The sequence below is a fragment of the Nocardia sp. MDA0666 genome (assembly GCF_003023875.1).
In the GTDB taxonomy this organism is placed as follows: domain Bacteria; phylum Actinomycetota; class Actinomycetes; order Mycobacteriales; family Mycobacteriaceae; genus Nocardia; species Nocardia aobensis.
Genome location: NZ_PYHT01000004.1, coordinates 266,832 through 284,130 on the forward strand (window position 1 = coordinate 266,832; position 17,299 = coordinate 284,130).

At 66.9% G+C, this 17,299-nt stretch carries 16 protein-coding genes; 2 read left to right on the plus strand and 14 right to left on the minus strand.

The window, feature by feature from the left end; translation table 11 throughout:
* Positions 1–54 precede the first annotated feature (54 nt).
* From hpf to C8258_RS09420, 6 genes are all read right to left on the minus strand, one after another.
* Positions 55–684, minus strand: coding sequence for a ribosome hibernation-promoting factor, HPF/YfiA family (hpf, locus tag C8258_RS09395; protein WP_232329548.1), 630 nt, complete (start codon positions 682–684; stop codon positions 55–57).
* A gap of 368 nt (positions 685–1,052) precedes the next feature.
* Complete coding sequence (locus tag C8258_RS09400) at positions 1,053–1,697, minus strand: ComF family protein (protein WP_106954815.1); 645 nt, start codon at positions 1,695–1,697, stop codon at positions 1,053–1,055.
* Positions 1,698–2,200: 503 nt separating this feature from the next.
* Positions 2,201–4,012 carry an MtrAB system accessory lipoprotein LpqB gene (gene lpqB, locus C8258_RS09405; RefSeq protein ID WP_106954816.1) on the minus strand — a complete coding sequence of 604 codons (1,812 nt, stop codon included), beginning with the start codon at positions 4,010–4,012 and terminating at the stop codon, positions 2,201–2,203.
* On the minus strand, positions 4,009–5,937 hold the full coding sequence (gene mtrB / locus C8258_RS09410) for an MtrAB system histidine kinase MtrB (protein ID WP_106954817.1): 1,929 nt from the start codon (positions 5,935–5,937) through the stop codon (positions 4,009–4,011). The genes lpqB and mtrB overlap by 4 nt, the downstream gene beginning before the upstream one ends.
* A complete protein-coding gene (mtrA, locus tag C8258_RS09415) occupies positions 5,934–6,611 on the minus strand; it encodes an MtrAB system response regulator MtrA (protein ID WP_106954818.1) in 678 nt (225 codons plus the stop codon). Before mtrA ends, mtrB begins: the two co-directional genes overlap by 4 nt.
* 79 nt (positions 6,612–6,690) lie before the next feature.
* Positions 6,691–7,338: a dTMP kinase gene (locus C8258_RS09420; protein WP_106954819.1), complete on the minus strand. Its 648-nt coding sequence runs from the start codon at positions 7,336–7,338 to the stop codon at positions 6,691–6,693.
* Positions 7,339–7,502: 164 nt separating this feature from the next.
* Between C8258_RS09420 and C8258_RS09425 the strand changes: the two genes are divergently transcribed.
* Positions 7,503–7,877, plus strand: coding sequence for a hypothetical protein (locus C8258_RS09425; protein WP_106954820.1), 375 nt, complete (start codon positions 7,503–7,505; stop codon positions 7,875–7,877).
* A gap of 68 nt (positions 7,878–7,945) precedes the next feature.
* Here C8258_RS09425 and ahcY read toward each other — a convergent pair whose 3' ends face one another.
* The 3 genes from ahcY to C8258_RS09440 all read right to left on the minus strand — a co-directional run bounded on the left by ahcY (position 7,946) and on the right by C8258_RS09440 (position 11,827).
* Positions 7,946–9,427 carry an adenosylhomocysteinase gene (ahcY, locus tag C8258_RS09430; RefSeq protein ID WP_036504546.1) on the minus strand — a complete coding sequence of 494 codons (1,482 nt, stop codon included), beginning with the start codon at positions 9,425–9,427 and terminating at the stop codon, positions 7,946–7,948.
* Between the two features lie 166 nt (positions 9,428–9,593).
* Positions 9,594–10,298 (minus strand): response regulator, encoded by a 705-nt coding sequence (locus tag C8258_RS09435; protein WP_106954821.1) that lies wholly within the window; start codon positions 10,296–10,298, stop codon positions 9,594–9,596.
* Positions 10,295–11,827, minus strand: coding sequence for a sensor histidine kinase (locus C8258_RS09440; protein WP_106954822.1), 1,533 nt, complete (start codon positions 11,825–11,827; stop codon positions 10,295–10,297). Before C8258_RS09440 ends, C8258_RS09435 begins: the two co-directional genes overlap by 4 nt.
* A 158-nt stretch (positions 11,828–11,985) precedes the next feature.
* Here C8258_RS09440 and C8258_RS09445 point away from each other — a divergent pair, with 158 nt between their 5' ends.
* Entirely contained in the window at positions 11,986–13,344 is a 1,359-nt protein-coding gene (locus C8258_RS09445; RefSeq protein ID WP_106954823.1) for a cation:dicarboxylate symporter family transporter, read from the plus strand.
* An 8-nt stretch (positions 13,345–13,352) separates the two neighbouring features.
* On the opposite strand, the gene C8258_RS09450 is transcribed toward C8258_RS09445, so the two are convergent.
* The 5 genes from C8258_RS09450 to C8258_RS09475 form a co-directional block, all read right to left on the minus strand.
* Positions 13,353–14,456, minus strand: coding sequence for an alkane 1-monooxygenase (locus C8258_RS09450; RefSeq protein WP_051024907.1), 1,104 nt, complete (start codon positions 14,454–14,456; stop codon positions 13,353–13,355).
* Between the two features lie 358 nt (positions 14,457–14,814).
* On the minus strand, positions 14,815–15,444 hold the full coding sequence (locus C8258_RS09460) for a TetR family transcriptional regulator (protein ID WP_062995573.1): 630 nt from the start codon (positions 15,442–15,444) through the stop codon (positions 14,815–14,817).
* 42 nt (positions 15,445–15,486) lie between these two features.
* The gene (locus tag C8258_RS09465; protein ID WP_106954825.1) at positions 15,487–15,672 is read right to left on the minus strand and encodes a rubredoxin; all 186 of its coding nucleotides are present in this window, start codon (positions 15,670–15,672) and stop codon (positions 15,487–15,489) included.
* The gene (locus C8258_RS09470) at positions 15,669–15,833 is read right to left on the minus strand and encodes a rubredoxin (protein WP_106954911.1); all 165 of its coding nucleotides are present in this window, start codon (positions 15,831–15,833) and stop codon (positions 15,669–15,671) included. Before C8258_RS09470 ends, C8258_RS09465 begins: the two co-directional genes overlap by 4 nt.
* Before the next feature lie 70 nt (positions 15,834–15,903).
* The gene (locus tag C8258_RS09475) at positions 15,904–17,130 is read right to left on the minus strand and encodes an alkane 1-monooxygenase (protein ID WP_106954826.1); all 1,227 of its coding nucleotides are present in this window, start codon (positions 17,128–17,130) and stop codon (positions 15,904–15,906) included.
* Between the last annotated feature and the right edge of the window lie 169 nt (positions 17,131–17,299).

A 17,299-nucleotide genomic window follows, 5' to 3' on the forward strand; every position in this document is an offset into this window, starting at 1 on the left:
GAACGGCGAACGGCCGGGGCGTTTCGGCCCCGGCCGTCCGGCTTCCGACACTCGCTATGCCAGCCTGATCAACCCGTAGTCGAAGGCATGGCGGCGGTACACCACCGACGGACGATCGGTCTCGCGGTCGTGGAAGAGGAAGAAGTCGTGGCCGACGAGCTCCATCTGATACAGGGCGTCGTCCACCGACATCGGAGTCGCGGAATGGACCTTGGTGCGCACGATATGCCCCGGTCCGGCGTACTCGCCCGATTCGGTATCGGTGCGGTCGGCCGACTCGGATCCGTCGGCGCCGGCGGGCAGGGTGTCTTCCACCAGGGCGGCCGTCGCCTCGGCGACCGATACCGGCGTCTTCTCTCCGTAGTGCACCCGGCGGCGGTCCTTGCTGCGCCGCAATCGGGCCTCGAGTTTGACCACCGCGGACTCCAGTGCGCCGTAGAAGCTGTCGGCACAGGCTTCGGCCCGGACCACCGGACCCTTGCCGCGCACGGTGATCTCGACACGCTGACAGTTCTTGCGCTGGCGGCGGTTTCGTTCGTGGAACAGCTCGACATCGAAAAGGTAGATCGACGGGTCGAAACGTTCCAAGCGGGAGAGTCGGTCCGCGACGTGAATGCGGAAATGATCGGGTACCTCGACGTTACGTCCCTTGACCACGACGTCCGCATCGGGCGTCCGAGGCACATCCGAAATAGTCTGTTCGGCTCCGTTCAGTTCATCGGAACCCAGCTGGGTGCCCGTACCGGTCGAGGGATCTGCTTCTTTCACTGAAGGTCGTGAAGTCGTCACGCGTACCTCCCGGATCTGGCCGCACAACCGAATCATGTGCGGCGGGTTAGCAACCGCACCGAGCCGGACGAAGAGAGGGTTGCGCGGGATTCGGAAAGGGCTTGCAGACTGCCACCCGTGGCCCGCCACTCATGCCGGAAAGCTCGGTACGAAGTCGTCCGAGTCGCCACCTCCAAACTCTGGGTTCGGGTGTCAGATCGCTCTGTCAGCAACGCTATTACGCCGACGATCGGTCCGCCACTGTTCACGCAAATTTCTCCGACTCACGCGGCGCATGTCACCATCACGGCACGCACGTTCACACCCGCACCAGCCAGTACCCGCACCGATTCCGCCGCGGTCGCCCCCGTGGTGAGGACATCGTCCACCAGCACGATGTCGGCGGCCGCCAGGGTGACCAGCACCGAGGTCGATTCGATGCGGCCGGCGATCCGGCCCGCCAGGTTGTCCCGGCGTGCCCGCGCGCTCAATCCGACCGAGTCGCGCACCCCACCACGGGCCCACAGCACGGGTGCGAGATGGCAATCGGGCAGCCAACCGGTCGCGACGCGCGCCGTCCGCAGCACCGGATCACCCCCGCGGCGCCGTGCCGCGACCCGGCGACTCGGCGCCGGGACCAGAATCAACGGCCGGCCCGGAGCGCGCAGCCCGCCCAGGCCGCGGGCCAGTGCGCGGCCCAGCGGTGCGGCCAGATCCCGGCGGCCCGATTCCTTGGCCGCCACCACCGCGCGCCGCGCCGGCCCCGCGTATCCGCTCAACGCCCAGCACGGCACCCCCGGATCGGTGCGCGGCCACACTCGCATCGGCCCCGCGCTCAGGGTCGCAACACATTCCTCGCACCATCCGGTTCCGGCCGATCCACATCCCCCGCAGTACTGCGGCAGGACCAAATCCAGCAGCGTCCGCATCGGCCCAGTGTGGCCGAGGGCACCGACAGGTGGCGGGTGGACGGGCTTCGGGACGGCCCGAACCGACGAATGGCCTGGGCATCCGGTTCCGGGTTGTCCGGACCGCATGCCCAGGCCGCGCTCTAGTTGCTGGATGGACCAGAGTCCCCGCCGTCAGTGTGTGCCGAGGTGCAGCACCCACCCACCTGACCCGTCCGGGTCACAAGTACCCTGCGCTGCCCCATTGAGGGCGTTGAGGTCCTGCTCCAACGCCCTGGCGCAATCATTTTGCGCATATTCGCCCGTGAACACCGTCCCCTCCGGAGTCGGCAGGTCAGCGGCGTGCGCGACCCCGATACCGACAACTGCAACGGCAAGTGCGGATGCTGCGGCAACAGACAATTTGCGAATCATTCGAATCCCTCCCTGAGAAACCCCCCGAGCTCGACGAGCTCGTCGGTCCGCCGCCGACATTACCGCGAGATCCGTTGGAGCACAACAGGTTTACGCGAAGATCCGATTGTTCAATCCGGTATGACCGGCACCGTGTTGGCACCGAGCCCCGGCGTCTCACGCCAAAACCGGTCCGCCGCCGGTCCTGTCGACTGCAACTGCATAACTGCACGTGAATCGGCCGCGTAGAGAATCCCGGGAGCAGCGCTTACGACCCGTACAGGCGGAGTCAGGTTTTGACTGGACAGTGGCGTCAGCTCTGAACCGTCGATAAACACCGACTCCACCGGGTTCACGTCTCCCTCTCTTGCCAAAACGAGCGAATCAGGAGTGGACCAGTCGATGGATACGGCCGTAGTGCTGAGATCGATTGCCACCGGCCGGGGCGACACCAGAGCGTACTTGCCGTCCGGATGCTGAACCACGACAGCGAGGTAAACCTTGCCTCCGGCGATGATGGCAGCGCGCGTTCCGTCGCGGGAAATACTGAGGTCGGTGATCGGGAGACGGGGCACGGGGTCGGTGCTGTTCGCCTCCCCCGCAGTCAGCGTCGACGTATCGACGTCCTGCATCGATACGTTGCCGGTGCCGCGATCGTGCGCGACGCGGACTACCCGGGTGCCATCGACCACCGTCCACGCCGCTTCCCCACTGGAGGTCCATGACGGCCGCGTGATGGTGTCGCCCTGCACAACCGAGAACGTCGAGGTGCCGTCATAGCTGCCGATGATGAGCGTGTGCCTCGGGGCGGGTGCAGGCGCCCCGCTCTCGGCGACGGCGGCGATCAGCTTTCCTTCTTCGGACAATCCGACCGACTGTAGATTTCGGGCGGCTCCGAAGTATCCGGGCATAGGGACGATTTGCCCCTTGGAGAGATCCACGGCCACCAGCGAGCCGTCCCGTAATGCATGGAGATGGGACCGATCTCCTGTGGGAGTTGTCGGATTCATCGCACTCACGTCGTCCAATGACCAGCCCACGCCGGCGTACCGATCGTCCAGGGGCTTGCCGTCGGCGAGCAAAACATAGGGGCCGGGAATATCCGCCCCGGCCAGGGTCAGTACCACTTGGGCTGCCAGCATCTCCTTACCGTGCGCATCGAGAGCCGAAGCGCCGGCGAAATCTATGCGTACCCCGCCGAGGCCGACGCCGACGTTATCCGGTTCGCCGTTGGCTTTGGTGATACCTTCGCGCACGCTGACGGGCGCGGCGAGCATGTTGCGCACGGCCGGCGACAGGGTCGGCTGCGGGCCTGCGGCCAGCAGTCCCACCAACCGTTGCGTCATTTGATCCTTGGGGCTCGAGATCCAACGCAATTCGGGAACCATGGTGGTCCCAGCACTGTTGGCGAAATACAGCGGATACCGGCGATACGCCTTGTAGAACGCGGAACTGTCGACGACAACGCCCGGTTCCACCTGGCTGATGCGCCACTCGTCACCGACCTTGCTCATCTCGATTCGGGTCTCGTACGTATTGTCCTGGGCACGGAAAGACCCGTCGCCGGCGAGCTCACCGAGTTTCCGCGCCCGGATACGGTACGTCGCGGCGTCATCCGACCGCGACTCCCTGAGAGTGTCGGGTTTGTCGACGATGATGGTGCGGGCACTGTCGTCCCACCCCTCCGCGGCCGCCGGCGTCAGGTACTGCCGTGCCGTCCGATGGTGGTCGGCCGGATCGGCAGTCGCTTCGAGGAAGTCGTGAAGCAGCAGATCCGGGTCTCGCCCGGAGTTCGGCGGATGCGGACCGGTCGATGTCGGCTGACGGTTGAGCGTGCCCAGCGCCTGCGGAGCCGAGGAATCGGGCAGATTGGCGCAGCCCGCGAGAACCAGCACGCAGCTGAACAGCGCGGCGAGCAGCGTTGCCAGACGGGTGCGGTTCATGGATTGATGTCCTCTTTGTCGGCGCGTGCGGTGTCGTCCGAACCGCCCGCGCTCTCCCCCGCCGGTTTCGGCGAGCTCCGCTCGGCCGCCGGTTCACCCTCCGGCGATTCCGGCGAGTCCTCGGCCGCCGACGTCGTACGGGCCGACGGTTCGGCATCGGCATTCGCTTCGACGGTACCGGCAACGCCCGCCGCGCCGTCGGGCCCATCGTCCGGCGTCCGGCTCGCGGCCGGATCGGGCGAATCGCCTGCCGGATCGGTTTCCGGGGCCGGGTCCACCGGGTCGTGGGCCGCGTCCACCGAACCGGCGGGCAGATCGGCCAGCCGCCGCTTGGGCGGTTCCAGCGACAGGGGGCTCGCACCGAGTTTGCGTCCGCGCACCAGCGGCAGAGTCAGGCGGAAGCTCGCGCCCGCGCCGGGTTCACCCCAGGCCTCGAGCCGTCCGTCGTGCAGATTCGCATCCTCGACACTGATCGACAGACCGAGGCCGGTACCGCCGGAACGCCGCATCCGCGAGGGATCGGACCGCCAGAAGCGATTGAAGACCAGCTTCTCCTCGCCGGGCCGCAGTCCGACGCCCTGATCGCGCACCACCATCGCGACGGCGTTGGCGTCGACGTCGCCGCGCATCCGGATGAGGACAGGTTTGCCCTCGCTGTGGTCGATGGCGTTGGCGAGCAGATTGCGCAGCACGCGTTCGACGCGGCGCGGATCGACCTCCGCGACCAGCGGTTCCTCGGGCAGATCCACCACCAGTTCGCAGCCGGATTCCTTGGCCAGATGCCGGACCGTGGAGACCGCCGCCCGCGCGCACATGCGCACGTCCAGCGATTCGATCTGCAATTCGGCCACACCCGCGTCGTGGCGGCTGATCTCGAGCAGGTCGTTGAGCAGGCCCTCGAACCGGTCCAGCTCGGTCACCAGCAGTTCGGCACTGCGTGCCAGCGCCGGATCGAGTTCGTCGCTGGAGCCGTGGATGAGGTCGGCGGCCATCCGCACCGTGGTGAGCGGGGTCCGCAGTTCGTGGCTGACGTCGGAGGTGAAGCGGCGTTGCAGGTTGCCGAATTCCTCGAGCTGCGTGATCTGATTGGACAGACTTTCGGCCATCTCGTTGAACGACATGGCGAGTCTGGCCATATCGTCCTCACCCCGGACCAGCATCCGCTCCTTGAGGCGGCCGTCGGCGAAGCGTCCGGCGATCCGGGCGGCCGAGCGGATCGGCAACACCACCTGCCGGGCCACCAGCGCGGTGATCGCGGCCAGCAACAGCAGCAGCACGATGCCGCCGATCAGCATGGTGCCACGCATCAGGCTCAGACTGCGCTGCTCGTTGTTGAGCGGGAAGATCAGATAGACCTCGAGGGTCGGCACTTCCGAGCTCGGGCTGCCGATGATCAGCGCCGGCCCGCGATATCCGTCCGGATCCGAGATCGTCGCGAACTGGTAACTCACCTGGTTCTGCTGGACGAACCGGCGCAACTCGGCGGGAACCTCCAGCATCGGCCCGGCGGTCACCTCCTGCTGGCCGTCGCCGACCATCGCCAGGGCGACGTTGTAGGTTCCGGCCCCGCCGGTGGAGGAACTGCCGCTGCCGGTGGAGAGTGCGCGCACGGCGTCCTGCAACCGGACCGCCTGGGTACTCGAATCGGAGACACCCGTCAGCTGCGCCTCGACGGTATTGCGGGCGCGGCCCATCTCCTCAACGGCCGCATTGACTTTCGCGTCCAGGAGGCGGTCGGTGATCTGACTGGTCAGCACCACACCGAGGATCGTGATGACGATCAGCGACAGGGTGAGCGTGGAAACCACCACGCGCAACTGCAGCGATCGTCGCCACGTGTGGCCCAGCGATTCTCCGACGGATTTGAACCAGGCCACCACGGCTGCCAGCAGCCGCTCGACGCGGCTTCTGGAGCCTGCGATCACGGCGGTCCGGCCTTGTAGCCCACGCCACGAACGGTCAGCACGATCTCAGGGTTCTCGGGATCCTTCTCGACCTTGGCCCGCAGTCGCTGCACGTGCACGTTCACCAGGCGGGTGTCGGCCGCGTGCCGGTAACCCCACACCTGCTCGAGCAGCACCTCGCGGGTGAATACCTGCCGCGGTTTGCGCGCCAGGGCCACCAGCAGATCGAACTCGAGCGGGGTCAGCGAGATCTGCTGACCGCTACGGGTCACCTTGTGGGCCGGTACGTCGATGACGATGTCGGCGATCGACAGGAGTTCGGCCGGCTCGTCGTCGGTACGGCGCAACCGCGCCCGCACCCGCGCGACCAGCTCCTTCGGCTTGAAGGGTTTGACGATGTAATCGTCGGCACCCGATTCCAAGCCCAGGACGCCGTCGACCGTGTCGGTCTTGGCCGTCAACATCACGATCGGCACACCGGAATCGGCGCGCAGCACCCGGCACACGTCGATACCGTTCATGCCCGGAAGCATGAGGTCGAGCAGCACCAGATCCGGGCGTAATTCCCGGACCGCGGTGAGCGCCTGCGTGCCGTCGCCGACCACATGGGGGTCGAAACCCTCGCCGCGCAAGACGATCGTGAGCATCTCGGCGAGCGCCATATCGTCGTCGACGACCAGAATCTTCGGCTTCATAATTACTATGTTGTCATCTCTCCGGCTCGGAACGGGCAACCACGCCAACACTGGTTACATTACCGACGCACATGCCACCCTATCGGCCAATCATTTCCGCCAGTCGTTCGGTGAGTCGGACCGGATCGTCCTGCGGCGCATGGACCCACCACGGCCCGTGCCACCGCGATTCGGCCAACACACGATAGACCGCCGCCGTACGCTCCTGCAGCGATATATCTCGTTCGTAGGCGTCGAGCGCGCGGGCGGTGTCGAGTTCACCTCGGCGCCGGGCGCGTTCGATCGCCAGCTCGGTCGGCACGTCGAGCAGCACCTGGATATCGGGCACCGGCAGTTCGAACCGGCCGAACTCCAATTCCGCTACCCACGAACTCGTTTCGCCGTCCGCCTGTTCGCCCGCCCGCGCGGCGCTGTAGGCGGCATTGGAGGCGACATACCGATCGAGCAGCACAATATCGTTGTCCGCCAACAGTTTCGACAACTCGTCGCGGGCCTCGGCGCGATCCAGGGCGAACAGCAGCGCCATCGCGCTCACGGATGCGGCCACATCGCCGTGCCGGCCACGCAGCGCCTCGGCCGCCAGATCCGCGTGGATCGACCTGCCGTAGCGCGGGAAGGCCAGCGTGTCCACACGCAGCCCGCGGCCGCGCAGGCCCGCGACGACGGCGTCGATCAACGTCCGCTTACCCGCGCCGTCGAGGCCCTCTACCGCGATGAGTGCACCCATAACGTGCAGGTTACAACTTTTGCGTCCGCCCTGTTCCACGCACCCGCGCGCGTTATCAGAAACGTCAACGTTTCATAAGGCACTACTTTTGGGGGCATCACACCGGATAACGGCCGCGACACCGCGCGGGATGAAGGAAGCGTCCCGAAAACAGGAAGGCGCCCATGCTCATCTCTCGTGTATTACGTACCGCCGCAGCGACTCTCGCGATCACCGCGGGTCTCGCCGCCGGTGTCGCGGCGGCCGCACCACTCCCGCTCGAGCCGGCCGCCCCGGTCGCGGGCACCGCGGGAAGTGCGGATTCGGCCACCGACGGCGGCGCCGGCAGCAGCCTCATCGACCTGTTGAAACTGCTCGGCCAGATCAGCCACGGATGTACCCCGGGCACCGTCTGTGCCGCCGCGACGACAGTCCGGACGCCGGAGGCGAACACCGCGATCGCCGACACGCCGCTCGGATCCGGCTCGGCGAGCGGTTCGAACGAGCCGGGCTCGGTGCTGTGCTGGTTGCTGCACCCCAGCCCCACCTGCCAGATCTGAGCGTCGCGGCGCAGGAGACGGTCGTCCCGCCGGGCTCGAAAGCGCCGGCGGGACAACCGTTTCCGAACTCAGTACCGGTAGTGCTCCGGCTTGAACGGGCCCTCGACGTCCACGCCGATGTATTCGGCCTGGTCCTTGGTCAGCTTGGTGAGGGTGCCGCCCAGCGCCTCGACGTGGATGCGCGCGACCTTCTCGTCGAGCACCTTCGGCAGGCGGTAGACCTCGTTGTCGTACTGCTCCGGCTTGGTCCACAGCTCGATCTGCGCGATGACCTGGTTGGAGAAGCTGTTGCTCATGACGAACGAGGGGTGGCCGGTGGCGTTGCCCAGGTTCAGCAGCCGGCCCTCGGACAGCACGATGATCGACTTGCCGGAATCGAAGGTCCACAGGTCGACCTGCGGCTTGATGTTCAGCTTGGTGGCCCCGGAGTTCTCCAGCGCCGCCATGTCGATCTCGTTGTCGAAGTGGCCGATATTGCCCAGGATCGCCTGATCCTTCATCGCCTTCATGTGGTCCAGGCCGATGATGTCCTTGTTGCCGGTCGAGGTGATCACGATGTCGGCATCGGCGATCGCCTGCTCGACGGTGACGACGTCGAAGCCGTCCATCAGCGCCTGCAGCGCGTTGATCGGGTCGATCTCGGTGACCTGAACACGCGCGCCCTGGCCGGCCATCGACTCGGCGCAGCCCTTGCCCACATCGCCGTAACCGCAGATCAGCACCTTCTTACCGCCGATCAGCACATCGGTGCCGCGGTTGATGCCGTCGATCAGCGAATGCCGGGTGCCGTACTTGTTGTCGAACTTCGACTTGGTGACCGAGTCGTTGACGTTGATCGCCGGGAAGGTCAACTCGCCGGCCGCGGCGAACTGGTACAGCCGCAGCACGCCGGTGGTGGTCTCCTCGGTGACACCCTGCACCGATTCGGCGATCGCACTCCACTTACCCGCATCGGCGGCCAGGCTCGCGCGCAGCAGGTTGAGGAACACCTTGTATTCGGTGGAATGCGACTCGTCCTCGGGCGGAACGACTCCCGCCTTCTCGAACTGGGCGCCACGCAGCACCAGCATGGTCGCATCGCCACCGTCGTCGAGGATCATGTTGGCGGGCTCGTTCGGCCAGGTGAGCATCTGCTCGGCCGCCCACCAGTACTCCTCCAGGGTCTCACCCTTCCAGGCGAAGACCGGCGTGCCCTTGGGCTCGTCGATCGTGCCGTGCGGGCCCACCACGACAGCGGCGGCCGCGTGATCCTGGGTGGAGAAGATGTTGCACGACGCCCAGCGCACCTGCGCACCCAGTTCGACCAGGGTCTCGATCAGCACCGCGGTCTGGACCGTCATGTGCAGCGAACCGGAGATGCGCGCACCCTTCAGCGGCTGCACCTCCGCGTACTCGCGCCGCAGCGCCATCAGACCGGGCATCTCGTGTTCGGCCAGTCGAATCTCCTTGCGGCCGAACTCGGCCAGCGACAGATCCGCCACCTTGTAGTCGATGCCGTTGCGGACATCGGGAGTCAGGTTCGTCTGAGCGGAAAGTTCTGAGGTCGTCATGCGCCTGGATCAGCCTCTCGGTGGATGTCGGTTCGACAACTCAGGCTAGTCGCTCACACGCGTTCGGTGTACGCCGACGGGGTGCGGCCGGGTCGGCCGGATCGAATTCCGGTCCCGGCCGCGCCGGCGGCCGCCCCGGCCCCCTGGCCGCCCCACTGGCTGCGCATCACCGGCGCCAGACGTAGCGGACCTGGGGACGCCCCGCGCGGCCGTAGTCCGATCGGCGTTCCACCACGCCGTCGGTCGCCAGTTGCTCCAGATAGCGCCATGCCGTGACACGCGAAACGCCCACGGCACGGCCGGTTTCGGTCGCCGACAGGCCGTCCGGCGCCTCGCGCACGGCCCGCGAGATCTCCTGGAGCGTCTGCGGCGCAATACCTTTCGGGGCGGCCGCTTTCGGATCGGCGGTGCGCAGTGCGCTCAACGCCCGATCGATGTCGTGCTGGGTCAGCGTCGCATCACCGGCCGGCAACGCGGCCCGGAACTCCAGATAGCGCTCGAGTTTGTCGCGGAAAGCCGCGAAGGTGAAGGGTTTCAGCAGATACAGCGCTATCCCGTGCGCGACCGCGGCACGCACCATCTCGAGGTCGCGCGCCGAGGTTATGGCGATCACATCGGGTCGCGGCCGCAGGCGGGCCAGGGCGGCGGTCACCTCGAGCCCGCCGATATCCGGCAGCCCCAGATCCATCAGCACCAGATCGATCGGGGTTCCCGCGGCGGCAGCGTGGGTTGCCGTCCGGATCGCATCGCGGCCGGTGGCGGCCACACCCACCGGCTCGAATCCGGCCACCCGCGCGACATACGAGTGATGCGCCTCGGCGATGCGCGGTTCGTCCTCCACGATCAGCACCCGGATCGGCTGCCCCGTCATCGCACCGGAATCCTCACCACGACAGCCGATTCCGGGCTGCGCTCGGCCCGCAGCGTACCGCCGTATCGGGTCACCAGCCGCCAGACCAGCGCCAGGCCGAGTCCGTGATGTTCGGCCTTGGTCGTATATCCCCGTTCCATCGCCTGCGCGAAAGCCTCCTCCGACATTCCCGGCCCACTGTCGGCGACCCTGACCATCAGCGCCGACGCCTCCGAGCGGACGGAGACCTCCACCCACGCGTCGGGATCCTGCGCGACCGCGTCCACCGCGTTGTCGACCAGATTTCCCACCAGGGTGACCACTTCCTGCGCGGTCAGCGGGGCGACCGATTCCAGCGCGGTGTCCTCGGCGACGGTCAGCTCCACACCGCGTTCGATGGCCCGGTCGACCTTGCCGAGCAGCAGCGCCACCAGGACCGGCTCGTGGACCGCATCGGTCAGGCGGTCGATGAGTGCTTGGGACAGCCGCAGTTCGGCCGTCGCGAAGTCGACAGCTCGATCGACATGGCCCAGCTCGACCATCGTGATCACCGCGTGCAACCGGTTGGCCGCCTCGTGCGCCTGCGCCCGCAGCGATTCGGCCAGACCGCGCGCGGAATCCAGCTCGCCCATGATGTCGCGGAGTTCGGTGTGGTCGCGGATGGTGAGGACCGTGCCGAGGCGCCGCCCCGCCCAGGAGACGACGTCCTGGTTGACCACCAGCACGCGGGCGGAAGTCACATGCATCTCGTCGCGGACCACCGTGGCGTCGAGACGCCGCAGCGACACCGGCAGGTCGGCGCGGCGCACCGGGCCGTCGGGCAGTTCCAGCAGGCGCCTGGCCTCGTCGTTGACCACCGCCGCCTCCGGGTGGTCGCGGTCGAACACGATCAGCCCCTCGTGCACGGAGTGCAGCACGGCATCGTGATGTTCGTAGAGCGTCCGGAGTTCGGCCGGACCCAGTCCCTGGGTCTGGCGCAGCAGTCGGCGGCGCAGCAGGAATGCGCCCAGCACGGCCAGCACCAGACCGGCGCCGGCCGCACCGAGGATCAGCGGCAGTTGCGCACCCACCTGATCGCCGATGCGGGCCCGGGTCACGCCCGCCGAGACCAGCGCGACGACCCGGCCGGTGTCGTCGACGACGGGGGTGACCGCCCGGATCGACGGGCCCAGCGACCCGGTGTAGGTCTCGGTGAACGTCGCACCGGCCAGCGCCCGATCGATGTTTCCGCTGAACGGCTGTCCGATCCGGCTGACATCGGTGTGGGTGTAGCGGGTGCGGTCGGGTGCCATCACCACGATGAAATCGACTCCGGTCCGCTGCCGGATCCGTTCGGTCACCGGCTGCAGCACGGCCGTGGGATCCGGCGTGCGCACCGCGGCGGCCGTGGACGGCGCCTGAGCGAGGGCGACCGCGATGCCGGTCACCCGGCGAGCCGTCGCATCGTCCTGTTCGCGGCGCACCTCCCACACCGCCAGCGCCGACCCGACCGCGATCACCACCACCAGGACCGCCAGCTGCACCACGAAGACCTGGCCGGCCAGCGTCATGCCCCGGGCGCGCCGCACAGGCGAACTCGCGGTCCGGCCTTTCGCCCGCAACGGCCCTCCCGTGAACGAAACGTACGTAATGGTGACCGAGGTCACGGTCACCCCCATCATCACAGTACGAACCCGAGGCACAGATCGGGCAGCACCGGAGGCACATCATGAGCGACTCGACACGGACGCACCGTCGCGACCGTACCCATTGGCTCTATCTCGCCGTCATCGTGGCGGTCGTGGCCGGCGTACTCGTCGGCTGGCTCGCGCCCGGCTTCGGGAAGTCGGTGGGCGAGCTGGGCACCATGTTCGTCAACCTGATCAAGATGATGATCTCGCCGGTCATCTTCTGCACGATCGTGCTCGGTATCGGTTCGGTGCGGGCGGCGGCGCGGGTCGGCAAGATCGGCGGCCTGGCGCTCGGCTACTTCCTGATCATGTCGACGGTGGCTCTGACGATCGGTCTCGTGGTCGGAAATCTGCTGCGGCCGGGCAGTGGGCTGAACGTCCACGAACACGTCGGCGCGGCCGCCGGATACGTGAAGCAGGCCGAAAGCACCGGCGGCACCTGGCACTTCCTGGAAAGCATCATCCCCACATCGCTGCTGTCGTCGCTGACCGCGGGCAGCGTGCTGCAGACGTTGTTCGTGGCCCTGCTCGTCGGCTTCGCCGTCCAGGCCATGGGTACGCAGGGCGAACCGATCCTGCGCGCCGTGGGGCTCGCGCAGAAGCTGGTGTTCAAGATCTTGACCATGATCCTGTGGCTGGCGCCGATCGGCGCCTTCGGCGCGATCGCGAACGTGGTGGCGGCCACCGGGCTGGATGCGGTGAAACAGCTCGCGGCATTGATGCTCGCCTTCTATCTGACCTGCCTGGTCTTCGTCTTCGGCGTACTGGGTGCGCTGCTGCGGGTGAGCTCGGGCGTATCGATCGTCAAGCTGGTTCGCTACCTGGCGCGCGAATATCTGCTGATCTTCTCCACCTCGTCCTCCGAATCGGCGCTGCCGCGGCTGATCGCGAAGATGGAACACCTCGGTGTCGAACGCTCGACCGTGGGCATCGTCGTCCCGACCGGATATTCGTTCAACCTCGACGGCACCGCGATCTACCTGACGATGTCCTCACTGTTCATCGCCGACGCGATGGGTAAGCCACTCTCGCTCGGGCAGCAGATCGGTCTGCTGGTGTTCATGATCGTCGCCTCCAAGGGGGCGGCCGGGGTGACCGGAGCGGGACTGGCCACCCTGGCCGGTGGTCTACAGAGCCATCGCCCGGATCTGTTGGACGGTGTGGGCCTGATCGTCGGCATCGACCGGTTCATGTCGGAAGCCCGCGCCATCACCAATTTCTCGGGTAATGCCGTCGCCACCGTCCTCGTCGGGACCTGGACGAAGACCATCGACGACGTCCGGCTGCGCGCCGTGCTCAACCGGGAACTGCCCTTCGACGAGACGACGATGGTCGACAGCGAACCCGCCGAAGCATCCGGAACTCCCGCCGAACGGACCGAGCTGGTTCCCGTCTGACGCCGCGACTATCCCGCGAGCCGGTAGACGGGCAGGGTGCGCTCCCGCTTGCGCGGCGCGATGTTGGCTCGGCCGAGATCGCCCGCGTAGTGCGCGGCGACCTTCGGATCCATCACCCGTCGCCACAGCGGCGGGACGGTGGCCAGCAGGATCATCGTCGCGTAGCCCGCGGGAAGTTGCGGGGCCTCCTGGGTACTGCGCAGCGTTTGGTACCGGCGTCCCGGATTGGCGTGGTGGTCGCTGTGGCGCTGCAGGTGGAACAGGAAGATGTTGGTGACCAGCCGATCGGAGTTCCAGCTGTCGGCCGGCGAGCAGCGCGCCCAGCGGCCACCGGGCAGACGGCGGCGCAGCAACCCGTAGTGCTCGACGTAGTTCACGGTTTCCAGCAGCCCGAAGCCGATCACGGCCTGCAGCAACAGATACGGCAGCATGCCGGGGCCGAACACCGCCAGCAGCGCGCCGTAGAGCACCACCGTCATCGACCACGCCTGCAGGATGTTGTTGCGCACGTTCCACCAGCCGAGGCCCTTGCGGTGCAGCCGGTCACGTTCCAGCCGGATCGCCGAGCGCAGTCCGCCGAAGATGCTGCGCGGCAGGAACATCCACAGCGATTCGCCCAAGCGGGCGCTGGCCGGATCGTCCGGGGTGGCCACCCGCGCGTGGTGGCCCTTGTTGTGTTCGACGAAGAAATGCCCGTATCCCGACTGCGCCAGCGCGAGCTTGGCCAGCCATCGCTCCAGCCGTTCCACCCGATGCCCCAGCTCGTGCGCGGCGTTGATGCCGATACCGCTGACGAAACCGAGCGTCGCCGCCAGCCCCAGCTTGTCCACCACGCCGAGTTCGTCACCGGACCACATGTAGGCCGCGATCACCAGTCCGGTCAGCTGGATGGGCAGGAACAGATAGGTACACCACCGGTAGTAGCGATCGTGGGAGAGCCGCTCGTAATCCTCGTCGCGCGGGTTGGTGCCGTCCTCGCCGACGAACCAGTCCAGCAGCGGTATCACGATCAGCACGATGATCGGCCCGATCCACCAGAACGCCTCGATGCCGGTCCGGGCGACCAGCTGGGAAGGGAGCAATGCGCAGCCCGGGGCGATCAATCCCAACATCCACAGATGCTTCTTGGGATCAGCCGAACCCGAGCGTTTGCCGACCGTTTGCACTGATTGCCCCACTTGAATTCACCTGGACTCTTGCCAGGTAAATATGTAGCGGCTCCGGGGCCGTTACGCCCGGTTCAAACCCGCAAAGTGGTAACCGTTACACACGCGGACCCGAAGTCACAGACAGCGTGGGCCCGAATCCGCTGCGCCGCACCGGGTCAGCAACCACCGTTTCCACCGAGACCGCGCAGGTCAGCGACTGTTCGTCGCCGTCGTTCCGGCCGTGGTAGGCCGGTGCGGTTGTCGGCCGGCACCCCAACCGGCGCCGGAACAAATCGTTATCTGTCACAGGACGGATTTCGGGCTACCGGCCGCCGGTCCGGTCCCGGGCGGCGAGAATCGCCTCCACATACGGTGCGAGCAGTCTGCTCAACTCCTCCGGGGCGTCGCGATGCAGTGCGGCCGGAGTCGGAATGTAGCTGATGGCGATGCGCACCAGGGCGTGGGCGAGCACATCCGCCTCCGCCGCCGATGCCCCCACCCAGCTGTTTTCGAAGGCCGCGGCCAAGCGCCGGGCGGCATGTTCGATGAGCGGCCCGGCGTCGAGCGTGATCAACCGCAGCAGATCCAGCTTGGCCTCACCGACCACCAGGGACTGCACCAGCGGGTCGGCCGCACTGTCGAGGATGAAATTTGCCAGGCCTTCGCGGAACGCCGCCCGCGCATCGCCGACGTTGTCGGCGATGGCCGTTCCGACGTGGTCCACCAGCTGATCCGCCAGCCGCAGCGCATAGGCCTGCGCCAGCCCCGTCCGGGAGCCGAATTCGTTGTACAGCGTCTGCCGGCTCACCCCGGCCCGCGTCGCGACGTCGCCGAGCGTGATCTTGGCCCAGTCCCGCTCGATCAGCAGTTCCCGCATCGCATCGAGGACCGACGTGCGCAACAGGGTGCGCGCCGCTTCCTGATACGGGACCCGGGATCCGTTACGCGGCATACCCGCGACGGTGTCACGGGCGGCTTCCGCAGTCAAAACGACTCACGAACGTTCGATCTCGACCATGAAGAAGTCGGCCTTGGCCGCCCCACAGTCCGGACACGTCCAGTCGTCGGGAATCTCCTCCCAGCGCGTCCCCGGCGCAATACCCTCGTCCGGCCAGCCCTGCTCCTCGTCGTATTCGAAGCCGCACTGGATGCACTGGAAAATCCGATAGGGCCGACTCACGTTGCCTCCTCGAAATCGATCTTCTCCCGTACCCCGCAGTCCGGGCAGCACCAGTCGTCCGGCACCGACTCCCACGGGGTGCCCGCCGGAAACCCTTCCCGCGGAGCACCTTTCGCCTCGTCGTAGACGTAATCGCAGACAGGGCAACGAAAAGCGCCCATCACCGTGCCTCCTGTGTCATGCGGGACACCCGCACCCGGTCGGCACAGTGAGCCGCTGCGCGATTGTCGCTCACCGTGCCTCCTGATAACGCGCGAGGACCTTGTCCCGCTTGCTCGGTTGCACGTTCGCCTGAGTGAGGTCGCCGTCGTAGTGGGCCACGACGCGCTTGTCCATCACGCGCCGCCACAGCGGCGGGAAATAGGCGAGCAGGATCATGCTGGCGTAGCCACTCGGCAGATTCGGCGCCCCGTCCCAGCTGCGCAGGGTCTGATAGCGCCGGGTCGGATAGGCATGGTGATCGCTGTGCCGCTGCAGGTGGTACAGGAAGATATTGGTGACGAGGTGGTCGCTGTTCCAGCTGTGCCGCGGTGTCGGCCGTTCGTACCGGCCTCGAGCCGTGCGCTGCCGCAGCAGACCGTAGTGCTCCAGATAGTTGACCGCCTCCAGCAGGCTGAAGCCGACCACCGCTTGCAGCACCAGATACGGCAGTACCTCGAGGCCGAAGCCGGCCACCAGCGCCGCGTAGAGCACCAGCGACATCGCCCACGCGCTGAGCACATCGTTGTGCAGGCTCCACGGTCGCTTCCCGAGTCGTTCCAGCCGGGTCCGCTCGAGCCCCCACGCGGAGCGCAGACTGCCCCACACGGTGCGCGGCCAGAACGCCCAGAAGGACTCGCCCACACGGGAACTCGCGGGATCCTCCGGCGTCGCGACCCGCACGTGATGGCCGCGATTGTGCTCGATGTAGAAGTGGCCGTAGAACGTCTGCGCCAGCGCGATCCGCGACAGCCAGCGCTCCAGATGCACCTTCTTGTGCCCGAGCTCGTGCGCGGTGTTGATGCCGATGCCGCCGACCATGCCGACCGTCAGGGCCAGGCCGATCTTGTCCACGACGGTCAGGCCGCCGCCGATGCCGAGCCAGCTCAGGTTGTCCGCGGTGATCAGATAGCACGCCATGACCAGCGACGCGTACTGGAACGGCAGGTAGATGTAGGTGAGGTAGCGGTAGTACCGGTCGTTCTCCAGATACTCCATGACTTCGTCCGGCGGATTCTCGCCGTCGGCGCCGAAGAACAGGTCGGCGGCGGGGATGACCAGATAGATGAGGATCGGGCCGAGCCAGAACGGCACCTTCGCGAGGGTGTGCCAGCCCAGTTCGTTGAGACCCCAGATGAGCGGGAGTCCGATGATGAACAGCCCCGTCGGCGCGAACAGGCCCCACAACCACAGATAGCGCTTGCGGTCACGCCAGCCCGAGTCGAGCAGGCCGTCGGCGGTTCCGGCTTCGGTCGACATCGTCGTCTCCATTCGATACAGCTGCCACATTCACTGTGATGTGGGTAACCATTACCGTGGACAATATGCCTACACCTGTCGGACGTCTATACATTTTTGCCGATTTGTAAACACGTTGTGACAGTCCGCCACGGCCAGGCGGGACGGGCTGCTGCGCGCACCCCGTCCC

Coding starts and splice junctions, on each gene's coding strand:
- C8258_RS09400 (WP_106954815.1), bottom strand. CDS start 1,697: ATGCGGACGCTGCTGGATTTGGTCCTGCCGCAGTACTGCGGGGGATGT.
- lpqB (WP_106954816.1), bottom strand. CDS start 4,012: ATGAACCGCACCCGTCTGGCAACGCTGCTCGCCGCGCTGTTCAGCTGC.
- mtrA (WP_106954818.1), bottom strand. CDS start 6,611: ATGAAGCCGAAGATTCTGGTCGTCGACGACGATATGGCGCTCGCCGAG.
- C8258_RS09420 (WP_106954819.1), bottom strand. CDS start 7,338: ATGGGTGCACTCATCGCGGTAGAGGGCCTCGACGGCGCGGGTAAGCGG.
- C8258_RS09425 (WP_106954820.1), top strand. CDS start 7,503: ATGCTCATCTCTCGTGTATTACGTACCGCCGCAGCGACTCTCGCGATC.
- ahcY (WP_036504546.1), bottom strand. CDS start 9,427: ATGACGACCTCAGAACTTTCCGCTCAGACGAACCTGACTCCCGATGTC.
- C8258_RS09435 (WP_106954821.1), bottom strand. CDS start 10,298: ATGACGGGGCAGCCGATCCGGGTGCTGATCGTGGAGGACGAACCGCGC.
- C8258_RS09440 (WP_106954822.1), bottom strand. CDS start 11,827: ATGACGCTGGCCGGCCAGGTCTTCGTGGTGCAGCTGGCGGTCCTGGTG.
- C8258_RS09445 (WP_106954823.1), top strand. CDS start 11,986: ATGAGCGACTCGACACGGACGCACCGTCGCGACCGTACCCATTGGCTC.
- C8258_RS09450 (WP_051024907.1), bottom strand. CDS start 14,456: ATGTTGGGATTGATCGCCCCGGGCTGCGCATTGCTCCCTTCCCAGCTG.
- C8258_RS09460 (WP_062995573.1), bottom strand. CDS start 15,444: ATGCCGCGTAACGGATCCCGGGTCCCGTATCAGGAAGCGGCGCGCACC.
- C8258_RS09470 (WP_106954911.1), bottom strand. CDS start 15,833: ATGGGCGCTTTTCGTTGCCCTGTCTGCGATTACGTCTACGACGAGGCG.
- C8258_RS09475 (WP_106954826.1), bottom strand. CDS start 17,130: ATGTCGACCGAAGCCGGAACCGCCGACGGCCTGCTCGACTCGGGCTGG.